This window comes from Chitinophaga sp. CC14 (genome assembly GCF_048957795.1).
GTDB lineage: Bacteria > Bacteroidota > Bacteroidia > Chitinophagales > Chitinophagaceae > Chitinophaga > Chitinophaga ginsengisegetis.
Genome location: NZ_JARBFY010000001.1, coordinates 1,816,670 through 1,838,530, shown reverse-complemented (window position 1 = coordinate 1,838,530; position 21,861 = coordinate 1,816,670). Strand labels below are relative to the sequence as shown.

The 21,861-nt window shown below is 47.3% G+C and carries 15 protein-coding genes; 8 read left to right on the top strand and 7 right to left on the bottom strand.

Annotated features, from left to right (window positions below):
• Positions 1-2: 2 nt before the first annotated feature.
• Complete coding sequence (locus PV783_RS07685) at positions 3-1,097, bottom strand: Nif3-like dinuclear metal center hexameric protein (protein ID WP_420987583.1); 1,095 nt, start codon at positions 1,095-1,097, stop codon at positions 3-5.
• Between the two features lie 60 nt (positions 1,098-1,157).
• Between PV783_RS07685 and PV783_RS07680 the strand changes: the two genes are divergently transcribed.
• On the top strand, positions 1,158-2,669 hold the full coding sequence (locus PV783_RS07680; protein ID WP_420987581.1) for a carboxypeptidase M32: 1,512 nt from the start codon (positions 1,158-1,160) through the stop codon (positions 2,667-2,669).
• Positions 2,670-2,726: 57 nt separating this feature from the next.
• Here the strand turns inward: PV783_RS07680 and PV783_RS07675 are convergent, their stop codons facing one another.
• Both PV783_RS07675 and PV783_RS07670 read right to left on the bottom strand, forming a co-directional pair.
• Positions 2,727-3,419 carry a rhodanese-like domain-containing protein gene (locus PV783_RS07675; protein ID WP_420987579.1) on the bottom strand — a complete coding sequence of 231 codons (693 nt, stop codon included), beginning with the start codon at positions 3,417-3,419 and terminating at the stop codon, positions 2,727-2,729.
• Entirely contained in the window at positions 3,401-4,000 is a 600-nt protein-coding gene (locus PV783_RS07670) for a methyltransferase domain-containing protein (RefSeq protein ID WP_079469318.1), read from the bottom strand. The genes PV783_RS07675 and PV783_RS07670 overlap by 19 nt, the downstream gene beginning before the upstream one ends.
• A gap of 131 nt (positions 4,001-4,131) precedes the next feature.
• Between PV783_RS07670 and PV783_RS07665 the strand changes: the two genes are divergently transcribed.
• The 4 genes from PV783_RS07665 to PV783_RS07650 all read left to right on the top strand — a co-directional run bounded on the left by PV783_RS07665 (position 4,132) and on the right by PV783_RS07650 (position 13,616).
• The gene (locus PV783_RS07665; RefSeq protein WP_420987577.1) at positions 4,132-9,003 is read left to right on the top strand and encodes a PKD domain-containing protein; all 4,872 of its coding nucleotides are present in this window, start codon (positions 4,132-4,134) and stop codon (positions 9,001-9,003) included.
• Positions 9,004-9,166: 163 nt separating this feature from the next.
• On the top strand, positions 9,167-12,022 hold the full coding sequence (locus tag PV783_RS07660; protein ID WP_420987576.1) for a PKD domain-containing protein: 2,856 nt from the start codon (positions 9,167-9,169) through the stop codon (positions 12,020-12,022).
• Between the two features lie 20 nt (positions 12,023-12,042).
• Positions 12,043-13,074 (top strand): PorP/SprF family type IX secretion system membrane protein, encoded by a 1,032-nt coding sequence (locus tag PV783_RS07655; protein ID WP_111576690.1) that lies wholly within the window; start codon positions 12,043-12,045, stop codon positions 13,072-13,074.
• Between the two features lie 188 nt (positions 13,075-13,262).
• Positions 13,263-13,616, top strand: a complete 354-nt coding sequence (locus tag PV783_RS07650; protein ID WP_079469322.1) for a T9SS type A sorting domain-containing protein — start codon at positions 13,263-13,265, stop codon at positions 13,614-13,616.
• A gap of 84 nt (positions 13,617-13,700) precedes the next feature.
• Here the strand turns inward: PV783_RS07650 and PV783_RS07645 are convergent, their stop codons facing one another.
• Positions 13,701-14,873, bottom strand: a complete 1,173-nt coding sequence (locus PV783_RS07645; protein WP_079469323.1) for a class I SAM-dependent rRNA methyltransferase — start codon at positions 14,871-14,873, stop codon at positions 13,701-13,703.
• 138 nt (positions 14,874-15,011) lie between these two features.
• Here PV783_RS07645 and PV783_RS07640 point away from each other — a divergent pair, with 138 nt between their 5' ends.
• From PV783_RS07640 to PV783_RS07630, 3 genes are all read left to right on the top strand, one after another.
• Positions 15,012-15,584: a nucleotide exchange factor GrpE gene (locus tag PV783_RS07640; RefSeq protein WP_420987575.1), complete on the top strand. Its 573-nt coding sequence runs from the start codon at positions 15,012-15,014 to the stop codon at positions 15,582-15,584.
• A 109-nt stretch (positions 15,585-15,693) separates the two neighbouring features.
• Complete coding sequence (dnaJ, locus tag PV783_RS07635) at positions 15,694-16,866, top strand: molecular chaperone DnaJ (protein WP_079469325.1); 1,173 nt, start codon at positions 15,694-15,696, stop codon at positions 16,864-16,866.
• Positions 16,867-17,074: 208 nt separating this feature from the next.
• Positions 17,075-18,016 carry a class I SAM-dependent methyltransferase gene (locus PV783_RS07630; protein WP_227024398.1) on the top strand — a complete coding sequence of 314 codons (942 nt, stop codon included), beginning with the start codon at positions 17,075-17,077 and terminating at the stop codon, positions 18,014-18,016.
• A 4-nt stretch (positions 18,017-18,020) separates the two neighbouring features.
• Here the strand turns inward: PV783_RS07630 and PV783_RS07625 are convergent, their stop codons facing one another.
• From PV783_RS07625 to PV783_RS07615, 3 genes are read right to left on the bottom strand one after another with little or no spacing between them, the layout of a single operon-like run.
• Positions 18,021-19,766, bottom strand: coding sequence for a YfbK domain-containing protein (locus PV783_RS07625; RefSeq protein ID WP_420987573.1), 1,746 nt, complete (start codon positions 19,764-19,766; stop codon positions 18,021-18,023).
• Between the two features lie 45 nt (positions 19,767-19,811).
• Positions 19,812-20,357, bottom strand: a complete 546-nt coding sequence (gene hpt / locus PV783_RS07620) for a hypoxanthine phosphoribosyltransferase (protein WP_079469327.1) — start codon at positions 20,355-20,357, stop codon at positions 19,812-19,814.
• Between the two features lie 52 nt (positions 20,358-20,409).
• Entirely contained in the window at positions 20,410-21,843 is a 1,434-nt protein-coding gene (locus tag PV783_RS07615; RefSeq protein ID WP_111576692.1) for a glucosaminidase domain-containing protein, read from the bottom strand.
• Positions 21,844-21,861: the final 18 nt, after the last annotated feature.

The window sequence follows — 21,861 nt, the reverse complement described above, 5'->3', positions numbered from 1 at the left end:
TATTATAAATAATTTACCGGGTTTGTTTTAATCGTAGATTTAAGAGGCGCAAAATTACGGAATTTTTCGGTCAATATATGATAAAATAATTCCACTGTGAACTGCTCACTCTCAAAATGTCCGATATCTGCTATAATTAATTGATTGTCAGCGTCAAAAAAATCATGATACTTGAAATCCGACGAAATGTAGGCATCTGCCCCGGCTGCTATCGCCTGCTTTAACAGGAAACTGCCTGCTCCCCCACATAACGCCACTTTTTTTACGGAACGCCCCCTCAATGGGGTATATTTCACACAACCAGTCCGGAACTGCTCCTTTACAAACTGCAAAAATTCCAGCTCGTCCATCGCCTCCGGTAAGGTACCGATCAATCCCGAACCCACCTGCTGATAAGCATTTTCCAGGCTTACCACATCATAAGCCACCTCTTCATAAGGGTGACTGCCCAACAGCGCCTGTAAAATTTTTCCTTCCAAATATACCGGAAAAATTACTTCCAACTTTATTTCAGCCTCAAAATGTCGTTTTCCGGGCGTACCTACATAAGGATCAGTGCCTTCCGCTCCCTTAAACGTACCCTCACCTGCTCCGTTAAAACTACATTCACTGTAATTGCCAATATGGCCGGCGCCCGCTTCAAACAAAGCAGCCCTCACCGTTTCCACATCTGCCGAAGGCACAAATGTGAATAACTTTTTTAATAATCCCCGCTTAGGCTGCAATACCCGTGTTTGTTCCAGTCCCAGCTTTGCCGCCATCTGCGCACACACCCCGTTCCGCACATTATCCAGGTTGGTATGCGCCGCATATACGGCAATATCATGTTTAATGGCCTTAATCGCCACCCGCTCTACATAGTTATTTCCATTAATCTTCTTCAATCCCCCGAAAACTATCGGGTGATGGGCAATCACCAGGTTACATCCGGTTGCAATAGCCTCGTCAATAACAGCTTCTGTAGCGTCCAGGGTAAGCAGGGCATTGGTCAGCTCCACATCTGCCCGCCCGAAAATAAGCCCGGCATTGTCGTAGCTCTCCTGGTACTGCAAAGGCGCAAACTGTTCGATGGCCTGTATGATCTCTTTTATCTTCATATCTGCAAAAATTAATGGTTCATTCGCGGCATCTGCTAAATTTGCAAAAAATTATCTTTTATGCCCGGAAGCAAATCTACAGCAGAACAGTATGCGGATTACAAAATAAAAATGCAAAAAATTGCAGATGTAAGAAATGCCCTGGCGGTACTTGGCTGGGACCAGGAAACCTATCTTCCGGAAAAAGGCGCCGGATTCCGTGGTCAGCAGATCACCACCCTCAGCTCTATTGCCCACGAACTATTCACTGCCCCGGAACTGGAAACTATTCTCCAGGCCCTGAAAGGCAATACCACGCTGGATCCGGTAGAACAAAAAAATATCATTCTTTCTACAGAAGACTTTGAAAAGAATAAAAAATACCCGGCAGCCTTTGTGGCCGAAATGTCGAGAGTGACCAACGAAAGCTATCACGCCTGGATCAAAGCCCGCAAAGCCAACGACTATTCCATTTTTGCCCCGGCGCTTGCCCGGATGATTGAACTGAAGAAACAGGAAACAGATATCCTGGGCTATGAAGGCCACCCCTACAATGCCCTCCTGAACGAATATGAAAAAGGCGCCCACACCGGTATGCTGGATACCATTTTTAATGAAGTGAAAACCGCCCTTTCACCGCTGCTCACCCAAATAGAACAGCAACCCGCCATCAATAAGGATTTCCTGCACCTACATTATAACCGCGACGCACAGTGGAAATTTGGCCTAGCCCTGCTGGAAAACATGGGATACGATCTGAAAGCAGGCCGGCAGGATGTTTCCGAACATCCTTTCACCACCAGCTTCAGCCCACTTGATGTAAGGGTAACCACCCGCATCGATGAAAATGATTTTGGGAACATGACCTGGAGCTGTATCCATGAAGGCGGCCACGCCCTTTATGAACAGGGACTGCCCACTGAACAATACGGTCTTCCCTGCGGAGAAGCCACCAGTTTGGGTATACACGAATCCCAGTCGCGCCTCTGGGAAAACAACGTGGGCCGCAGCCTCCTCTTCTGGCAATATCATTATCCCCGTCTTCAGCAACTTTTCCCCGAAAACCTCGGAAATGTATCGCTGGATGCATTCTATAAAGCCATCAATAAAGTACAACCGTCGCTCATCCGCACAGAAGCAGATGAACTGACCTATCATTTCCATATCATGATCCGGTATGAAATTGAAAAAGGACTGATCGATGGCAGTATCGATGTAAAAGATCTGAAACACACCTGGAATGAATACTACCGTCAATACCTGCACGTAACGGTACCCGACGATGTTCACGGCGTATTGCAGGATATCCACTGGTCGCACGGCAGCTTCGGCTACTTTCCCACTTATTCACTCGGTAGTTTTTATGCTGCTCAATTCTTTGCTGCCGCACAAAAACAGGTGCCTGGTTTAGATGCACGTATTGCCGGCGGCGATTATCAGCCATTACTGGAATGGCTGCGTACCAATGTTCATCCGTTTGGAAGGTTTTATACATCGAATGAATTATGTGAGAAAGTAACAGGGAAACAGCTGGTGTTCGGCGAGTTCCTCGCATATGCGAAAGGGAAGTATGGCGGCATATATGGCTTCTAAAATAAAAAGTCCGGAACTATGGTTCCGGACTTTTCTATCATTTGGTGTATATCTCAATTATAACCCCGCCAGCTTTTCCAACTCCGCCAGTTCCATCACACCCTGCTTCCGTGCTACTTCTTTCCCATCTTTATAAAAAATAAAAGTAGGCAGCTTCGTTGCATCAACAGATTTCATTACATCCTGATCATTACCACCATCCACCGCTACCTTTTTTACCTGCGGATGTTTCTGGATGAATTTTTCCAGCACCGGCTCCATCTGTTTACAGGGAGGACACCACGCGGCTCCCACATCGGTGAGTACATATCCTTTTGCCTGTACAGCTTTGTTATAATCAGCTACACTAAGCTGGGGCTTCTTTTCAGCAACACCCTCCAATTGCCTGCCGGCCCGCTTCCAGGCGTTGATACCACCATCCAGCTCCACTACATTTGTAAAGCCGTTTTCTCTCATCCACCTGGCAGCGGCGGCGCTGCGGCCACCACTCAGGCAATAAATATAAACGGGCTTTTTCTTGTCGAGGTATTGCACCCGGTCTTTGAATTCTTCTTTCTTTGTATAATCGGCCTGTAAGGCATGTGGCAAATGCCCGGTACTGAATTCTCCTGCGGTACGCACATCAAATACCTGTACACCAGGCTGTTGGATATCCTTATCAAATTCAGCAGCATCTACCGCCTGTTGCTGTTGTGCCATTGCGGTAATGCCTGTGAGCATCAACATGATGGCTAAGAAAACTCGTCCCATATCTTCTTTATTTTCGGCATAAAATTAATAAACAACTCGGTGCCCTGCCTGGCCGGATGAGAATTATAACAGGGCTGTAACGTTTTAATATCAAATAAGGGAGAAAACAACTTGGTGTATTCCGCTTCAGTGCCACCAAAGGGTGGTCCGTCCTGTGTAAAATGACGGTTAAACAGCACCCCTGCCAGATGTCCGCCGGGCTTGATCAGCGAATACATATGTTCTACGTAATCCATCCGGAGAAAAGGCGGCAGCGCGCAGAAAAATGTTTGTTCCAATACCAGGTCGTAGCTGCCTTTATGGGCAAAAAAATCTTCTTCCAGCACTTTCACACGGGTACGGGCAAACGTTTTTCGCAGCTGTTCTACCAATACCGGTGCAATATCCAGCACTGTTACATCACTAAAAGCCTGACCCGCCAGGTAAGCAGCTTCGTAACTGTTGCCTCCACCGGGAATGAGTATACGAATATCCCGGTCTACCAGCTGATCGATATACTCTTTCAGGGGAGGAGACACCGCTCCCATATCCCAGCCCGTATCTCCTTTAAGATAGCGGTTATTCCAATACTGACTGTCCATATCCGGTATTCCTTTTTATGCTAAGTTACGGCCATTCAGCCACATACATAAATGCATCGCTTTTCCAAACATTATTGCTATTTTTATGCTTTGAATATACCTGTGAAACGGCCTTAACGCCAACCTATGCCATGAAAAGCCTACACAATTATTTGCGGATTGTCATAAGACGTATTTTGCTTTGTCTGCTGCCGGTGATGGCCCTGGCCATTAGCGCCCGCGCGCAGTCAGTTGCTATAGATGCGGATAAAAAAGCAGGCTGTCCTCCTTTCCTGGTGAATTTCACCGCTACACTGGATGCAGGCTACCAACAGATAGAATGGGATTTCGGACTGGGCGCCAACGTTACCAACGACCCTGCCCCCTCGAAAACATTCCAGGACCCCGGCATTTATCATGTTAAATTAACAGCTACCTACGGCGCTAATACCATCGTCAAACAACTCGACATCCAGGTATATAACAAACCTGTTGTCAACTTCACCATCCCCAGCACCTCCGGATGCGCACCCTTTATGGCTACATTCAGGGACCAGTCCGCACCGGGAGATGGCAGCATTGCGGATATTACCTGGGACTTCGGCGACGGCGGCGGCGCCACAGGCGCAAATGTTACGCACACCTACACACAGGCTGGCACTTACAATGTACTTAGCGCTGTAACTAACAGCTACGGCTGTACGGCTTTTAAAGGACCGGAACCTGTGAAAATACAAAGCGCGCCCACACCCGCTTTCTCCGCCGATAAAACACAAAGCTGTACCACGCCATTCACCGTAAACTTCTTTAACAATACTGTTAACAACTCGCCCGATCCGGTTACCTATACCTGGGATTACGGCGATGGCACCACCGGCACCGCCAACCAACATACCTATACCAGGGAAGGCCGCTTTACCGTGAAACTTACCGCTACCACTTCCGGTGGATGTTCCACACCACTTACCAAAACGGAATATATCGTAATTGAAAAAGTTAAACCAGGTTTTACTTTTTCCGCTCCCTGTGCAGATCAGCCAGTTAACTTTACCAATACCACGCAACCCGTTCCTGACCAGGTGACCTGGGCTTTCCCCGATGGCACCACACAAACAACGGCAAACGCGGTGAAACAATTTACCACACCGGGCGATTATATCGTGAAAATGCAGGCTACCCTGGGCAGCTGCATGGAAGAGATCCAGCAAACCATTCACATAAATCCTTCTCCGCAAATAAACCCGGTAGCTACGCCACTCAGCGCCTGTAATACGCCCTTTACCACGCAGTTCAGCGCACAGTCCACCAATGCCACCGCGTGGAACTGGAACTTTGGAGATGGCACTACTTCTACACTGGAAAACCCTTCGCACACTTATACCCGCGAAGGATCCTTTACGGTGAGCCTCACCGCCACCAATGCTTCGGGCTGCAGCAAAACTGTTACCAATCCCGGTTATATCAATATCGCCAAACCCAATCTGAGTATTTACCGCAGCGCAACAGAGGGTTGTATTCCTTTACCAGTCGACTTCTACGTAGAACTGGATGTGACCGATCCCATTGTCAGCTATCAATGGAATTTCGGAGATGGCAGTACTTCCACCAATGCAAGACCTAATCATATTTTCACTACACAGGGAACTTTCACCGTTACCATTACCGTAACTACAGCAAGTGGATGTACCGCCAGCGGCACCACTATTATTATGGCAGGAACAAGGCCTGTCGTGGATTTTGTTGCCACTCCCCTGAAATCATGCGCCAAAGACCCGGTGCAGTTCACCAACCTGTCTGTTCCCCGCGGCACTTCCTGGCTCTGGACCTTTGTGCAGGATAACAGTACCAGTACCGAAGAAAATCCTAATCATACCTTCAATGAAATCGGCAGTCATGATGTCATCCTGGTAGTAAATAATAATGGTTGTATTGAGCAGCTAATAAAACGGAATTATATACAAATCATTCCACCCATCGCGCGGTTTGAAACCACACCGGACTGCGTGGATCCTTATCACCGGAAATTCACCGACAACTCTACCTTCGGGCCTATACCCACCGCGGTAAAAACCTGGCTGTGGGAGTTTGGTGAAAACGGCGCCACGTCCACCGATCAAAGCCCGGATTTCCGCTACCAGACAACTGGTCTGAAACAAGTGCGGCTTACCATCGACAATGGCATCTGTACTTCTACCACTACACAATCGGTGAACATCATCGATGAAAAACCAATCATTACTCCCGATAAGCCCAGGATATGCAGAGGTGAAAGCATCCATATTTCGTTAGGGCCGCTGAATAATGATAATATCAATGAATATAGCTGGGATTGGGGTGATGGCAGCGCCCTGCAAAATATACCAGCCTATAATTTTAATCCCGCCAATGGTATCACACATACCTACAACAAAACAGGCACCTTCACCATTAAGCTCACCATTACAGATAAAAACAGCTGCACCCGCGAAGCGCCGCCAATTACCATTGATGTAAACGGCGCCACGCCGGATTTTGATTATACAGGTAAGAGATGTAAAGATGAGATTTTCAGTTTCACAGATAAATCCACCGTTAACACCGGCAACAGCATACTCAACTGGGAATGGGATTTCGGGGATCAGAGCAGCAAAGAGAATTACACCACACAACCCATTGATATAAAACATACCTATACTAACGCGAACGATTACACGGTTTCATTAACGGTAACCGATCAGTTCAGTTGTGTAGTGAAAGTACAGAAGGTGATCCGCTTCGATCGTGTGAAGGCCGACTTTATGGTACCATCCAATATCGCCTGCCTGGATAAGTCATTTACATTTGTGGATCAGTCGCAGGGCACTATCCAAAGTTACGCGTGGGATTTCGGTGATAATACTACCGGCACAGGAAACAGGCCTGTAAAGGTTTACAGCGCACCGGGCCAATATAATGTAACGCTCAAAGTAACCACCCCTGCGGGTTGTACGGATGAAATCACTAAGGCAAATATAATCAGGGTACCTGATCCGAAAGCGTCTTTCACTATTCCGGATAACCTCGATCTGTGTCCGCCGGTGAAAGTATTATTCACTAACACTTCTACCGATTTTGTAAACTCCAGCTGGAATTTTGGCGATAACGGCACCTCCTCCAAAAATGATCCGGATGTACACATCTATGCACGGGCACGGACCTACGATGTAGTGCTGACAGTATACTCAGAAGGAGGATGCTCCAGCACCGCTACACTTCCGATTACCATCAAGGGGCCGGACGGCACCATGAAAACCACGCCAACACAGGGTTGTGTGCCGTTAGCAATCAGCATCAGCGCCACCTCTGTTAAAACCGACAGCTATATGTGGGATTTCGACGACGGTACCGTACTTACTTCTACCACTCCTGTATCCCCGGCGCATACCTATACCAAAGCAGGCATTTACTACCCGCGTGTATCCTTACTGGACAACCAGGGTTGCGTAGTAAAAGCAGCAGGAAACGATAAGATCATTGTGGATCAAACGATCGCTGACTTTACCACTAATGACTTCCAGGTATGTGGTGGCGGCGAGGTAACATTTACCAATAAGAGTAAAACGTTAACGAAAGATTCACTTGCGCTTGACTTTACCAATGCCTGGGACTTCGGCGTACCGGGCAATCCCGGTAACAGTGCTACTACCGTAAACGGTTTGTTTAATTATCCGCAGCCCGGAACAACTAATGTTAAACTGGTGGTAACCAGCGCCTATGGCTGTATAGATGAAAAGATATTGCCGGTGGTAATTCCGCCGCAACCGGTGGCTGTAATCGCTCCTATTTCACCGCTTTGTGTGTCCGGAAAAATACAGCTATCCGGCAGCGACAGCAAAAATATACCAGGTACCAAATGGCTGTGGCAGGTAGGTACAGGGCAAACCTACGATGTACCTGTGCCACCGGAAATACTTTTAAACAGCCCCGGTACCATACCTGTAGTGTTAACGATCACTAATGCCGATGGTTCCTGTCCTTCGGAAACTACGGCGCAAATGACCGTACATCCTTCACCGGTATTAAATCCTTCTCCCACTACCGCTACTATCTGCCGTGGTGCGGCATTACAGCTGCAGGCAAATACTACCGCCAATGTAGCAGTAAACTGGACTGATTACAACATCTCAGATGTAGCCAGTGTCTCGCCACAGGCAACGCCGGATATCGATACCATATACCGTGTTACCGCTACTAACGAATACGGTTGCACGAATACAGGCGAAGTAGCCGTTACTGTTACCCAGCCGTTTAAAATTTATGCACAGGATGCGGAGATATGTGCGGGCGAAAGCGTAAAAATGAATGCAGGGGGAGCTTTACGATATCAATGGATTCCCGCCAGGGGATTGAACCGCGCGGATGTTGCCGACCCGGTTGCCAGTCCGGATGGTAATATCACCTACCAGGTAGTGGGTTATAATAACAGTACCTGCTTCACAGATACAGCGTTGGCCAGGGTTTACGTACGTGCGGTACCGGTAGTAAACGCAGGCCCGGATATGGTGATTGCCACCGGCTCTGTTATTCCGTTACCCGTTACCGGCAGTGAGGATATCATTAAAACTGAATGGACACCCGTAACAGGTTTAAGCTGCTACGACTGCCTAACGCCTACGGCTACCCCAACAGACGATATTACTTATCATGTAAAGGTAACCAACCGGTTTGGCTGTGTGAGCACCGATGAGGTGGCAATCAAGCTGGTGTGCGATGAAGGCAACATATTCATCCCCAATACCTTTTCTCCCAATGGCGATGGCCAGAACGATATTTTCTATGTGCGGGGCCGCGGCATGCAGTCCATCCGCATATTCAGGATCTTCAACCGCTGGGGGCAACTGGTATTTGAGCGTACCGGTGTGAATACCAATGATCCATCGTCGGGATGGGATGGCCGCTACAAAGGCACCGTCCTGAACCCTGATGTATTTGTGTACTATGTGGAAGTGGTGTGTGATAAAGGCGCTGTGAACCTGCTGAAAGGGAATATTACCCTTATCAGGTAGGACCGCCGCCAACGGAATTTTTGATACGGATGTTGTTGATTTGCAGCCACTCTGCTGCATTTCCATCTTTCCTCTATTAAAAATTCCGAAAATCAAAAAGTTTATATATGTAATTTTTATTAATTTGTGTAGACATTCAGTCAATGGAAAACCTGTGTACCCTATGAAATACCTACAGGCAAAGTGTTTTCGGACATTGCTGCTCCTTATATCCCTTTTGCAGGCAAACTGCTTACTGGCACAGAAGGCGGACTTTACCTATACCGCTTCGCCGGGTAACCTGTGTACACCGGTAACACTGACATTGAGAAATACCAGCACCGGCACTCCCCTCACTTATAACTGGGATTTCGGAGATGGCAGAACTTCACATGAAGAGCATCCACAGGTAACCTATACCAGTGGCGGCCCCGTAAAAATCACCCTGGAAGCAGTATACAAAGTAAGCGGCGGAACAACCACCAGTACCTATTGGCGGGATCTGGTAGTAGGTGCTACCCCCCAGGTTATTTTTTCGGCAGATGTAACAAAAAGCTGCAAAGTATTCACCGCTAATTTCACAGATGGCACCACAGGCGCGGCCAGTCGTACGTGGGATTTTGGCGACGGCACCGCGCCGGTTACCACCAGCAACGCTTATATACCACATCAATATACCCGCGCGGGTAAATTTGATGTAACCCTCACCGTTACTAACACCAACGGCTGTACGGCCACTTTGAAGAAAGATGCTTATATCGATATTTCCCTACCTCAGATTACAATGGCCACGCCATTATCCGGCTGCGTACCCTATACCGCTGCATTTGTGGCTACTTCTACCAACGATATCAACGATCCGGTTGTATCCTGGGCCTGGAATTTCGGGGATGGCAACACACAATCCACTACCAACGGTAATGTAAATCACGTATATACGCAAACAGGCACTTACAACGTAGGCGTTACCGTTACTACACAGGGCCAGTGCGTGGTAACCACTTCTTTCGATAAATTTGTACACACCGGCAATCCGCCTTCCAATGTAAGCTTCACGGTATCTCCTGCCAGTACCTGCGTAGGCGACCCGGTAAGATTGCTGGCTAACGCCAGCTTTGCAGATACCTACAGCTGGGATTTCGGAGATGGGAAAACGGAATCAGGCAGCAGCAACGATATCCGGCATTCTTTTAATGCCAATGGTACGCTTACCGTACAAATGAAAGCGGGCAGTAATGGCTGCTTCACAGCAGCGTCTCCGGTTACGGTAGATGTAACCGGCCCGGTGTCGCAATTCAGTGTAGTACGCGATTGTGCTGATAAAAGTAAATTCATCTTTACCAACAATTCTATCGGCACCAGCGCTAACTCCACCTATCAGTGGGACTTTGGAGATAATTCGCCGCTGGTAAACACAATGGATGCGGTGCATAATTATACAACACCAGGCAATTACACCGTTCGACTTACTATCGGGGAAATAGGCAATAACTGCAACCATAGTAGTTTCCAAACGATCTATTATTTCCGGGCCGACTTTACCGCCGGCGTCAACTCCATCTGCCGCGGAAGCAAAGCCACCTACGGTGTGCTGAATGTGCCACTGGGACTGGTTTCCAGCTACACCTGGCAATTCGGCGATGGTACCACCTTTACCACTACCGATCAAACCTACATAAAAACATGGGCCACCACCGGCACGTTCGATAACCAGCTCACCATCCGTTACAAAGATCCTGCTTACTGCGATGATATTGTGTATAAACCGGATGATATTGACATCCTCGCACCACAGGCCGGTTTTACCACTGGCCCGGTTACCTGTGCAGGCCAGGCAGTGAGCTTTATCAATAACACCATCACTTCTCCCAATATCCCCATTGCCAACTGGTACTGGGATCTGGGCAATGGATTGAGTTCCACCGCTCAAACGCCGCCAGCCACTAAATACAGCGCTTCCGGCGGACAGGCAGTGAAACTCGTGGTAACAGACGCCCGCAATTGCAGGGACTCCATCAGTAAAACCATCAACATTCATCCTACGCCGGTGGTGAAAGCATCTGCGCAGCAGCCAAAAATCTGTGAGGGAAACAGCGTTAACCTCAACGCCTTATCAGATGGCACCGTACAATGGCTTACCACTAACCAGCTCAGTTGTGTTTTCTGTACAGATCCGGTAGCATCGCCACTTGCAAGCACCCGTTACCACGTACAGGCATCTAACGTGTACGGATGTACGGTATATGACTCCACAGATGTAGTAGTGGTGCCCAAGGTAAATCTTGCTGTAAGTAATGATACCATTGCCTGCTATGGCACATCGGTACAACTGAAAGCCACAGGCGCCACCATCTATAACTGGACGCCCGTTACCGGCTTAACCAACAACACTATCGCCAACCCGGTTACCACACCAATAGAAGACATCACTTACCAGGTAACCGGCACCAACGACGCCATTTGCCCGATGAGCGCACCGCTTTCCGTGAAGGTATCCGTAAAGCCGGTACCACAGGTAAATGCAGGGAAAGACCAGACCGTAATGGTCGGAGATATTGTACGGCTCATGGCCAGCGGAAGTCCGGACATCGTGAAATGGAAATGGAGCCCGGATGATTACCTCGATAACACCAGCTCTCCGTATGTAACGGCGGCTGTACGTAAACCCATTACCTACAGTATTACCGGTACTAACCAGTTCGGCTGTACGAAAAGCGATATCATGAACGTGGACCTCGTTTGCAACACCGACGTGGTGTTTATTCCAAATACTTTCAGTCCCAATGGCGACGGGCAAAACGATATCTTCTATCCCCGCGGAAAGGGCATCAGCCTGATAAAATCTTTCCGGATTTTCAACCGCTGGGGACAGGAAGTACATCACCGCGAAAGAATCAACATCGATGATATCAGCACCGGGTGGAACGGGTCTTTTAACGGCAAGCCGCAACCTTCCGATGTGTATATCTACTTTATTGAAGCATACTGTGATACCAATGAATTTTTCCGGATGAAAGGCAACGTAACATTACTCAGATAAATATTTTTAACCTGGCTAACATGAAAATCATATACCGCGTATTACTGGCGATAGTTTGCATCCCCTGTGCAACACCGTTGTATGCCCAGGATATACATCTGTCGCAGTTCTATGAAACGCCTATCCTCCGCAACCCTGCGCTGATAGGCATTTTCAACGGCGATGTGCGCGTGCAGGCAGTATATCGCAACCAGTGGAACAGCGTTACCATTCCTTACCAGACCGGTACTGTGAGTGGCGAAATAAAGTTCCCGGTAGGCCGCAGCAACGACTATGTAACGACGGGTTTGCAGGTAACCTACGACCGTGCAGGTACGTCCAAACTACAGTCCACGCAGATCTTCCCGGCTATCAACTATCATAAGTCCCTCAATGAGGATAAGAGCAGTTTCCTCTCCGTGGGGTTCATGGGCGGCTTTGTACAGCGGCAATTTGATCCTACCAACATGACCTTCAACAACCAGTACACGAGCGGCCGTTTTGATCCGGCTTCCCCTACCGGCGAGGAAGGCAAGCTGGCGCTGAAAGGTTACAGTTACCTGGATGCCGGGGTGGGCCTGAGTTACAACAGCGTGATCGGGGAAGATGTGAATTACTTTATCGGGGCCGGCTACTTCCATTTTAACCGGGCTAAAATATCTTTTTATAACGATCAGAATATTGAATTGCAGCCGAAACTTACGTTCAACGCGGGTATTACGATACCGGTAGATGAACGGGTAAAAGTGATTGCACACTACAACCAATTACACCAGGGCACTTATACTGAATTTATCGGCGGTGCATTAATCGGTTATGGTTTGATGGACCAGGGGCTGGAATCAACCCGGGCTATTTATGGCGGCCTCTTCCTGAGATGGAATGATGCCATTATCCCTACTGTCAAAATTGACATGGATAAATACGAGATCGGAATGAGCTATGACACCAATATTTCCAAACTGAGAACTGCCAGCCAGACATTTGGCGGCTTTGAAATTTCATTGGTTTTCAAGGGATTTCTTAACAGCAGGAACTCGACACTGGAAAGCGTAAACTGTCCCAGATTTTAAATTATTATAAATCAATTAATTATGAAAATAAACTACCAAGCGTTAAAAATTACATAAAATATGCAGAAATGCTAACAAAATGGCCTGTGGTTTGTTATTTTTATGTAGAAACATGGGCGCTCGAGTGAGCTGAATTTATCAAACAAAAATTAGGAAATATTTGAAAAAAACTTTATTTTTATAATACTATGTGGAAAACCTCTACCCTGATTCTCATAATGGTTTTCAGCCTTTTTACCAGCATAGGTAAGGCTCAAAGCGATAAATCCCAACCTACTACGGAGGGGGGTAGCAAAATTGTGAAGCTATATCCCAATCCCGCTACTACCGTCATAACATTTGAAGTTCAACAACATAATAACGACCGCTTATACGATCTTATTGTATATAATTTCCTCGGAAAAAAAATAGATCAGTTAAAAGGCATCAGTTCCAAGACAACGGTGAGCCTGGATAATTATTATAACGGTCTGTATATTTTCCAGTTAAGAGATCAGCGGGGCAACCTGGTGGAATCGGGGAAATTCAATGTAGTGAAATAGATAATAGATATATCTGGCATCAAAATAAAAAAAGAAAAGTCACGATTTGCGTCGTGACTTTTTCTTTTTTTATATCTTCTCTCATCAGGAAACTTCTACAATAAGGAATTTCAGATAAGTGGTATTCTCAATATTTCTCAGGATAGGATGATCCTGGGCCTGCGTCTGGAAAGTTACCTGGCGCAGTCTTTTCTTCGCATCTTTTGCGGCTGCATCAATGGTTTGCAGGAACAGGTCCGGCGATACCAGGTTGGTGCAGGACGCAGTTACCAGGAAGCCTCCGGGCTTCAGCAGCTTCATCCCGCGAAGGTTAATTTCCTTATACCCTGTTACGGCTTTCGAGATATTTTCACGGCTTTTGGTGAAGGCCGGCGGATCCAGTATTACCACGTCGAACTTCTTCTCTTCCTTTGTCCATTGCTTCAGCTGATCAAACGCATTCACAGCCTGGAACCGGCAAATATCCTGCAGGTTGTTTAGTTCCGCATTTCTGCGGGCAGTAGCCACCGCTGTTTCGGAGATATCAAGTCCCAGTACACTTTTGGCGCCGTAAAAACCGGCGTGACAGGAGAAAGTACCGGTATAGCAGAAGGCTTCCATTACGTCGGCGCCTTTTACGATATGCTTAATTTCGCGGCGGTTGTCCTGCTGATCCAGGAAGTAGCCCGTTTTCTGACCGTTCACGATATCCACATGAAACCGCAAACCGTTTTCATTGATGATCAGGTTAGTGTCGAAAGGCTCGCTGAGAAAGCCTTTCTGTTGGGTCATGCCTTCCAGTTCCCTTACAGGTACATCGTTTCTTTCGTAGATTCCTTTGGGTGAAAAAATGCGGTTGATGGCATCTACAATGGCATCTTTCCATTTCTCCATGCCCAATGCGAGCGTTTGAATAACGAAGTAATCGTTGAATTTGTCGATTACCAGTGCAGGCAAATCATCTGCTTCTCCATATACAAGACGGCAGTTTTCCACATAGCCCAGTTTCTGCCGGTACTCCCAGCATTTCAGGAGACGGCGGTAAAAGAACTCCGGGTTTATTTCTTCGTTCTTATCACGGGTAAGCAGTCGTACGAGAATCTGGGATTGAGGATTGATATAACCACGTCCCAGGAAAAAACCTTTATGTGTATATACATCTACAATATCACCGGCATTTACATCTCCTTTTATTTCGGCTACTTCATTACCAAAAATCCAGGGATGCCCTTGTAATACCCTGTTCTGTATCTGTTTCTTTAAAAAAACTTTAGTCATTTATTGTATTTCGAGGGGCAAAGGTAGCTATTTAGCGGTTAGCCTCCCGGTTTTCACTTCAATTCTGCCTTTTTGTCGGCAAAACCGCTGTTGGCAAAGAAATTGACTGCATACCAGCGCAGACAATTATTACTTATTATGACAGAAAACGAAAAAGACATGCAGACAAACGGTCAGGCTAACACTGGTAGCGAAAACGAAAGCATGCCAGAAGAAAATATAAGCAATAGTTCAAATACGAATAATGCGCCAGATGAAGTGACAGAACTGGAGAAGAAAGAAAAGGAAGTAAGTGAAATCCGTGATAAATATCTCCGGTTACAGGCAGAATTTGACAATTACCGTAAACGTACTGCCAAAGAACGTATAGAACTGATGCAAACAGCCAGTAAGGAAGTTATCATATCTTTGCTGGATGTGCTGGATGATACCGACAGGGCCGAAAAGCAATTGGAAAATACTACCGATGTTGCTGCCGTTAAAGATGGCGTAATGCTGGTTTTCAATAAACTGAGAAGTACCCTGCAAGCGAAGGGACTGAAGCCAATGGAGAGTATACACACCCCATTTGATCCGGATCTGCAAGAGGCTATTACCGAAATCCATGCTCCTACGCCGGAGTTGGTTGGTAAAGTAGTAGATGTGCTGCAACCTGGTTATTACCTGAATGACAAGTTAATCCGTCATGCTAAGGTAATTGTGGGTAAATAATGACGATGTGGCATAATCTCTAAGGATGCCTATGCTAAAAGCTGACGTAAAGCAATATTTTTTACCGAACAAAAGCTGGTGCCTGCACCAGCATTAAGTGATTATTATAATGTCTACCAAGAGAGATTATTACGAAATACTGGTTGTTGCCAAATCTGCTTCCCAGGATGAAATTAAAAAAGCCTACCGCAAGGTGGCTATGCAGTTTCACCCTGACCGCAACCCAAATAACAAAGAGGCAGAAGAAAAATTCAAAGAAGCAGCTGAAGCTTATGAAGTATTAAGCGACCCTGATAAAAGGGCGCAATACGACCGTTTTGGCCATGCCGGCATGAATGGCAACCGTGGTGGTGGATATGGCGGTGGTGGAATGAACATGGACGACATCTTCTCCAACTTCGGTGACATTTTTGGTAACGATGATATTTTCGGCAGCTTCTTTGGCGGCGGTGGCGCCCGTGGTGGCGGTGGAAACCGTCGTGGACGCGGTACCCGCGGTTCTAACCTCCGGGTTAAGATCCGTCTTACCTATGAAGAAATCGCCAAAGGCGCCAACAAAAAAATTAAAGTAAAGAAATATGTACCCTGCCAGCATTGTGGTGGCCTGGGCGCAAAAGATAAAAACGCATTCCAGTCATGTAATACCTGTGGCGGTTCCGGCCAGGTAAGAAAAGTTACCCAAACTTTCCTCGGACAAATGCAAACCGTTACTACCTGCCCTACCTGTCATGGTGAAGGCCAGATCATTACCAGCAAATGTGGCCACTGTAAAGGTGAAGGCCGTATGTATGGCGAGGAAATGGTAAGCATCGATATCCCGGCAGGCGTTCAGGAAGGTATGCAGCTGAGCATGAGCGGTAAAGGTAACGCCGGCGAAAGAGGCGGCGCACCCGGCGATCTGCTCATCCTCATCGAAGAAGAACCACATCCGGAACTTCAACGCGACGGACTCAATGTGGCGTTCGATCTGCACATCTCCTTCCCCGATGCAGTGTATGGTACCTCCCTGGAAGTGCCTACGATCGACGGGAAAGCCAAAATTAAAATCCCTGCCGGCACGCAGAGCGGTAAAATATTCCGACTGAAAGGCAAAGGATTCCCTTCCGTAAACTCTTATGAAAAAGGCGATCAGCTTATTCATGTGAATGTATGGACACCACAGCATGTAACCGCTGAAGAGAAAGAAATGCTCGATAAACTACAATCGTCCGATAACTTTAAACCAAATCCCGAAAAATCCGATAAAGGATTCTTCGAAAAGGTAAGGGATATTTTTAGCTGACGCGGATGTTGTCTTTCCCAGGATTACACTGATTTTACTGATTAGCTTGATTTTACTTTTTTGGTTTTATAAAGGATTAAGGGAGATATAAGCGGATGTATTCGCTCTTATCTCCCTTAATCATTAAATCAAAATAAAATCCCAAAAGTTAAATCAGTAAAATCAGTGTAATCCTGGGAAAGACAACATCCGCTCTAAATATTACGCGATGGAACAAAAACTGCAGATGTTCGAAAACCGGCTGACGAAAGTTTTCCGGCATACATCCAAACTGGCCAGACGACAAAACATCACCTGCTACCGGGTGTATGATGATGATATTCCTGAATTTCCCTTCAGTATAGAAATGTATGAAGACCATGTTTACATCGCAGAATACCACCGCAAACACGGCATGGAAGAAGATGCGCACGAAGAGTGGCTCGATACCTGCCTGGAACTGATCAGCAAAGTACTGGAAGTAGCTCCCAATAAAATATGGGTTAAACAACGGCAACGTAAAGAAAACAGGAAAAGCCAGTACGAAAAACTGAGCCTGGAAAGCCATATCATGACGGCTTACGAAGCAGGTCTGCAGTTTAAAGTGAACCTTTCCGATTACCTTGATACCGGCTTATTCCTCGACCATCGCATTACACGCAGCATGATAAGGGAAGAAGTAAAAGATAAGAAAGTACTAAACCTGTTCTGTTATACCGGCTCCTTCTCCGTGTATGCTGCCGCAGGTGGCGCAGCAGAAGTAACTTCTGTGGATCTGTCCAAAACCTACCTGGCCTGGGCAGAAGAAAATATGAAGCTGAACGGGTTCGATAACCCGAAACATACTTTTGTGCATGCCGATGTGCTCCAATACCTCGACACCCTGAAGCTCAACACCTATGATCTCGTAATCATAGACCCGCCTACCTTCTCCAACAGCAAGCGGATGAAGGATTTCCTTGATGTACAGCGCGATCATGCGGATATGCTCAATAAAGTATTACTGGCTACCAAAAAGGATGGTGTTGTTTACTTCAGCAACAACTACCGCCGGTTTGTATTGGAAGCCGATAAGATCAATGCCTCCAGCATCAAGGATATTACCAATCAGACCTTACCTTTTGATTTTCAGCAGAAGATGATCAGGAAGTGTTACCGGTTAATAAAATAAGGGATCAACGCTTTCCTTTACGCAACATTTTTACCATCTTCAAAAACTCCAGGCGATAGTTGCCTTTGTCGGCGCCCAACGCCCTGCGGGCAATATCGCTCACCATGTCTATATTGCCTTTACCGCAGTAGGAAGACTTGCGCAGTAACATACCGAATAAAGCCACCCCCGCGGCAAAGCGGCAATCATCGGATGCTTTATCAAAACTTTTCAGTTCCGCAGGAATTACACCGGGTAAATATTGCATCGCCGTATCCTGTGGATCACGCCAGGATATTTTTACCCGGGCCAGCACCGTATCGCCGGGAGCGGCTTCCGGTGCAGGGATAATTTCATACAACGCCACGGAGCAATGCCCGCTGCCGATAATCCCTCCGCCAAACTCCCCCTTCTCCGAACTGTCGGCAGGCAATATTTTGTTCTCATAACCAATAAGCCTATACGACTTTACAAGCGCCGGGTTAAACCATACTTCCGACTGCACATCGCGGGCAATAGTAAACAGGGTGCTGCCGAATTCACGGGCAAATATTTTATTGGCTTCTTCCAGGTCATCTATATACGCAAAATTACCATTCCCTTTACTGGACAGGGATTGCAACTTTGAGTCTTTATAATTCTTCATCCCAAAACCCAGGCAGGTAAGCAATACCCCGCTTTCTTTCTGCTGAATGATCAGCTCTTCCATTTCACTATCGCTGCTGAGGCCCACGTTAAAATCGCCGTCGGTGGCCAGTATCACGCGGTTATTGCCATCAGGAATATATTGCTCCGATGCAATCCGGTACGCCATTTTTATAGCGGCTTCCCCTGCGGTGGCGCCGCCGGCGCTGAGATTATCTATTGCATTGAGGATCTTCTCTTTCTGGTCACCGGGTGTAGCCGGTAAAAGGACGCCGGGTTCACCGGCATAGGCTACAATCGCTACTTTATCTACCGGGCGCAGATTATTCACGAGGATGCGGAAAGCCGCCTGTAATAAAGGCAACTTATTGGGTGTGCCCATAGAGCCGGAAACATCCAGCAGGAAAACCAGGTTGCTGGCGGGAAAGCTGTCTGTTTCCAATGCGCGCGCCCTGATGGCGATCTGTAGTAACTGGTGGGTAGTTTCCCAGGGGCAGGTGGTATAATTACTATACATGGCCATCGTTTGGCCAGCTAACGGTAACGGGTAATCGTAGTGGAAATAGTTGATCATTTCCTCGATGCGTACCGCATCCACCGGTACGGTTTCTTTCAGCCGGAGGAAGCGGCGGATATTGCTATAGGCGGCCCTGTCCACATCCAGGGCGAAGGTGGATACCGGGTGACTGGAGGTACGCACAAATTTATTTTCGTAGGTAGCGCCGTAAGTTTCGTTGTAAAAAGAGTGTATTCCCATACCGGTATTACCGTAATTGGGATTGCTGCTATGCAGCAGTTTTGACCGGGCTTTGGCAAGGGCCACCGGGTCGGCATCTTTACGTAGAGGCGATAACGTTATTAACAGCCTGTCGTATTTGCGCACCGTTACCTGTTTGGATTGATAACCGCTTTGTGTGAGCAATAACGTGGCAGATGCCGTGGGGATTGAAATTTTAAAAAGACCGAAAGCGTTTGTGACCACATGGACTGTGTCATCCATCACCTTCACCTGTACTCCTGCAACGGGGCGATGGGATAAACTGTCTTCTACCGCTCCCGATACCCAGATTGTTTGCGCCTGCAGCCCTCCACCCCAGAAAAGAAAGAGTAAAAGGTACTTGAGCATGTATTAAGTTAAGATTTTTTCCGGGCAAGCGCCCGGAAAAAATAATTACTGCCCGGATTCCACCAGTTGATAAATGGCTGGCAGATTCCGGCCCAGGCCATCGTAATCAAGCCCGTATCCCAGCAGGAACTTATCCGGAACGGAAAAGCCCAGGTAATCTATTTTGATAGGATGTACCATCGCATCCGGCTTTGTAAGCAGGGCGGCTACGAGTAATTTTTTAGGTTGCTGATGCTCCAGTTGCGGCAGGAACTGGCTCATGGTGCGGCCGGTGTCCACAATATCTTCCAGGATCACTACGGTGCGGCCAAAGAGATCTTCGTCGAGGCCAATGGCCTGTACCACGTTACCGGTGGATTTGGTGCCTTTATAGGAGGCCAGTTTAATAAAAGAGATCTCCGCCTCAATAGTGAGGTATTTAAACACATCTGCGGCAAACATAAAAGAGCCGTTGAGAATAGCGATAAATAAAGGGCGTTCCCCCTTCAGATCTTTGTTAATCTGTTCCGCCATTTCCTTCACCCGCTGCTGCAACGCCACTTCATCAATATAGGGCTGGAACTCTTTGTCATGCACTTTAATCACTGACATAATACTTCTGCATTTCCTTATTTAACAATCATCAGCAAAAAAAGATCGCTGCTTATTTATTTACCAGCAAACGCTGGCCGATTTTAATATCAAAACCCTGCAGGTTATTCCATTCCTGCAGTTGCGTAACAGAGCGGTTGTACATTCTGGCAATGCCATACAGCGTTTCCTTTGGCTGTACATCGTGGTACTGTGTACCGGACTTCTGTACAGGCGCAGGTGTAGCCGGCCGTGGAGCCGGTTGTGGCAGGGATGCCTTTGGCGTACCTGTATTTCCGGTGGTGGTTACCTGGCCGGCTTTTTTCAGGTCTTCTATCATGGCTACCGGCACACCACCCTGTTGTGGGGCTGGTTTTGTTTCCGGTACCGCAGCACCGCCTGCTGCGTTTTTAGCCACTTCTTCTTTAATGCCATCCAGTGCTTTACGGGGAGAAAAATCTTCCGGGGGCTCCTGGTCTTCTTCTTTCAGTACCCGGGTGTTTTTAGCCAGCCTGGGCGCCGCAGAAGCAAAGCCGTCGAGGGTTAACCGCTGACCGGCAGCAGGTTCTTCCCCTTCATTCATTTTATTACGGCGGCGCAACCATCTTAACTGTACCCCTTCTGCCTGGGCTACATCGTGCATGGTTTCCCCGTTAACAACATTGTGGTATTCTTTATTTCCCCTTTTGCTTTTCTTTTGTAAGAAGACGATCATATCCTTTGCGGGCGGATTGTCGTTTTCCAGGTCGTTGTAACGCACCAGTTTACGGAGACGCATGTTACGCTGGTCGGCTACCTGGATCAGGGAGCTGCCTGCTTTTACATACACTGCTTTGCGGCCATTGATTTCAAAGATACCTTTGGGGTAGACCGTTTGTTTGGTAGTGGTAACCGGATTTTTTCTTCCGGGAGAAGTTTTGCTTCCTTTTTCCGTTACTTCAGCATACATCGTTCCATCGGTAGCAGCATCGCCGGCGGAAGGATCTTTCCCCATAGCAATCATGGTATATTGCTGGAGGTTATAATCTTCAATTACTTTGATCAGCTGTTGCGGATATGTTTTATTGGTGGCGTATCCGGCCTGTTTAAGACCAAAGGCCCATGATTTATAATCATCGCCATCAAACTGGAAGAGGAAAGCGTAGCGTGGATTGGCGTGCAGGAAATCGGAGTGATCGCGGTAGGAATCGCGGGCGGATTCATATACGCGGAAACATTCCTGCGCGGCATCGTCGTCGTATTTGATGGTTTTGCCGGTCCAGGTATTTTTACATTTAATACCGAAGTGATTGTTCGATTGTAAACACAAGGTACCGTTGCCGGACTGTGTTTCTATAATCCCCTGCGCCAGTTTAATGGCGGCAGGCACGCCTGAGCGGCGCATTTCCTCAATGGCTAAGTTTTTATAGGTGGCAATGTACTGCTGCGTTGTGATATTCTGTGCGTGCAGTACGGTAACGAAGCCAATAAGAAAACTGACTACCAATAAGAATTTTCTTACTTGCATGTATGTTCGGATTTAATG

Bases quoted from the DNA above. Each gene is read 5' to 3' on its own strand.
- PV783_RS07685 (WP_420987583.1), bottom strand. From the start codon at position 1,097: ATGAAGATAAAAGAGATCATACAGGCCATCGAACAGTTTGCGCCTTTG.
- PV783_RS07680 (WP_420987581.1), top strand. From the start codon at position 1,158: ATGCCCGGAAGCAAATCTACAGCAGAACAGTATGCGGATTACAAAATA.
- PV783_RS07675 (WP_420987579.1), bottom strand. From the start codon at position 3,419: ATGGGACGAGTTTTCTTAGCCATCATGTTGATGCTCACAGGCATTACC.
- PV783_RS07670 (WP_079469318.1), bottom strand. From the start codon at position 4,000: ATGGACAGTCAGTATTGGAATAACCGCTATCTTAAAGGAGATACGGGC.
- PV783_RS07665 (WP_420987577.1), top strand. From the start codon at position 4,132: ATGAAAAGCCTACACAATTATTTGCGGATTGTCATAAGACGTATTTTG.
- PV783_RS07660 (WP_420987576.1), top strand. From the start codon at position 9,167: ATGAAATACCTACAGGCAAAGTGTTTTCGGACATTGCTGCTCCTTATA.
- PV783_RS07655 (WP_111576690.1), top strand. From the start codon at position 12,043: ATGAAAATCATATACCGCGTATTACTGGCGATAGTTTGCATCCCCTGT.
- PV783_RS07650 (WP_079469322.1), top strand. From the start codon at position 13,263: ATGTGGAAAACCTCTACCCTGATTCTCATAATGGTTTTCAGCCTTTTT.
- PV783_RS07645 (WP_079469323.1), bottom strand. From the start codon at position 14,873: ATGACTAAAGTTTTTTTAAAGAAACAGATACAGAACAGGGTATTACAA.
- PV783_RS07640 (WP_420987575.1), top strand. From the start codon at position 15,012: ATGACAGAAAACGAAAAAGACATGCAGACAAACGGTCAGGCTAACACT.
- dnaJ (WP_079469325.1), top strand. From the start codon at position 15,694: ATGTCTACCAAGAGAGATTATTACGAAATACTGGTTGTTGCCAAATCT.
- PV783_RS07630 (WP_227024398.1), top strand. From the start codon at position 17,075: ATGGAACAAAAACTGCAGATGTTCGAAAACCGGCTGACGAAAGTTTTC.
- PV783_RS07625 (WP_420987573.1), bottom strand. From the start codon at position 19,766: ATGCTCAAGTACCTTTTACTCTTTCTTTTCTGGGGTGGAGGGCTGCAG.
- hpt (WP_079469327.1), bottom strand. From the start codon at position 20,357: ATGTCAGTGATTAAAGTGCATGACAAAGAGTTCCAGCCCTATATTGAT.
- PV783_RS07615 (WP_111576692.1), bottom strand. From the start codon at position 21,843: ATGCAAGTAAGAAAATTCTTATTGGTAGTCAGTTTTCTTATTGGCTTC.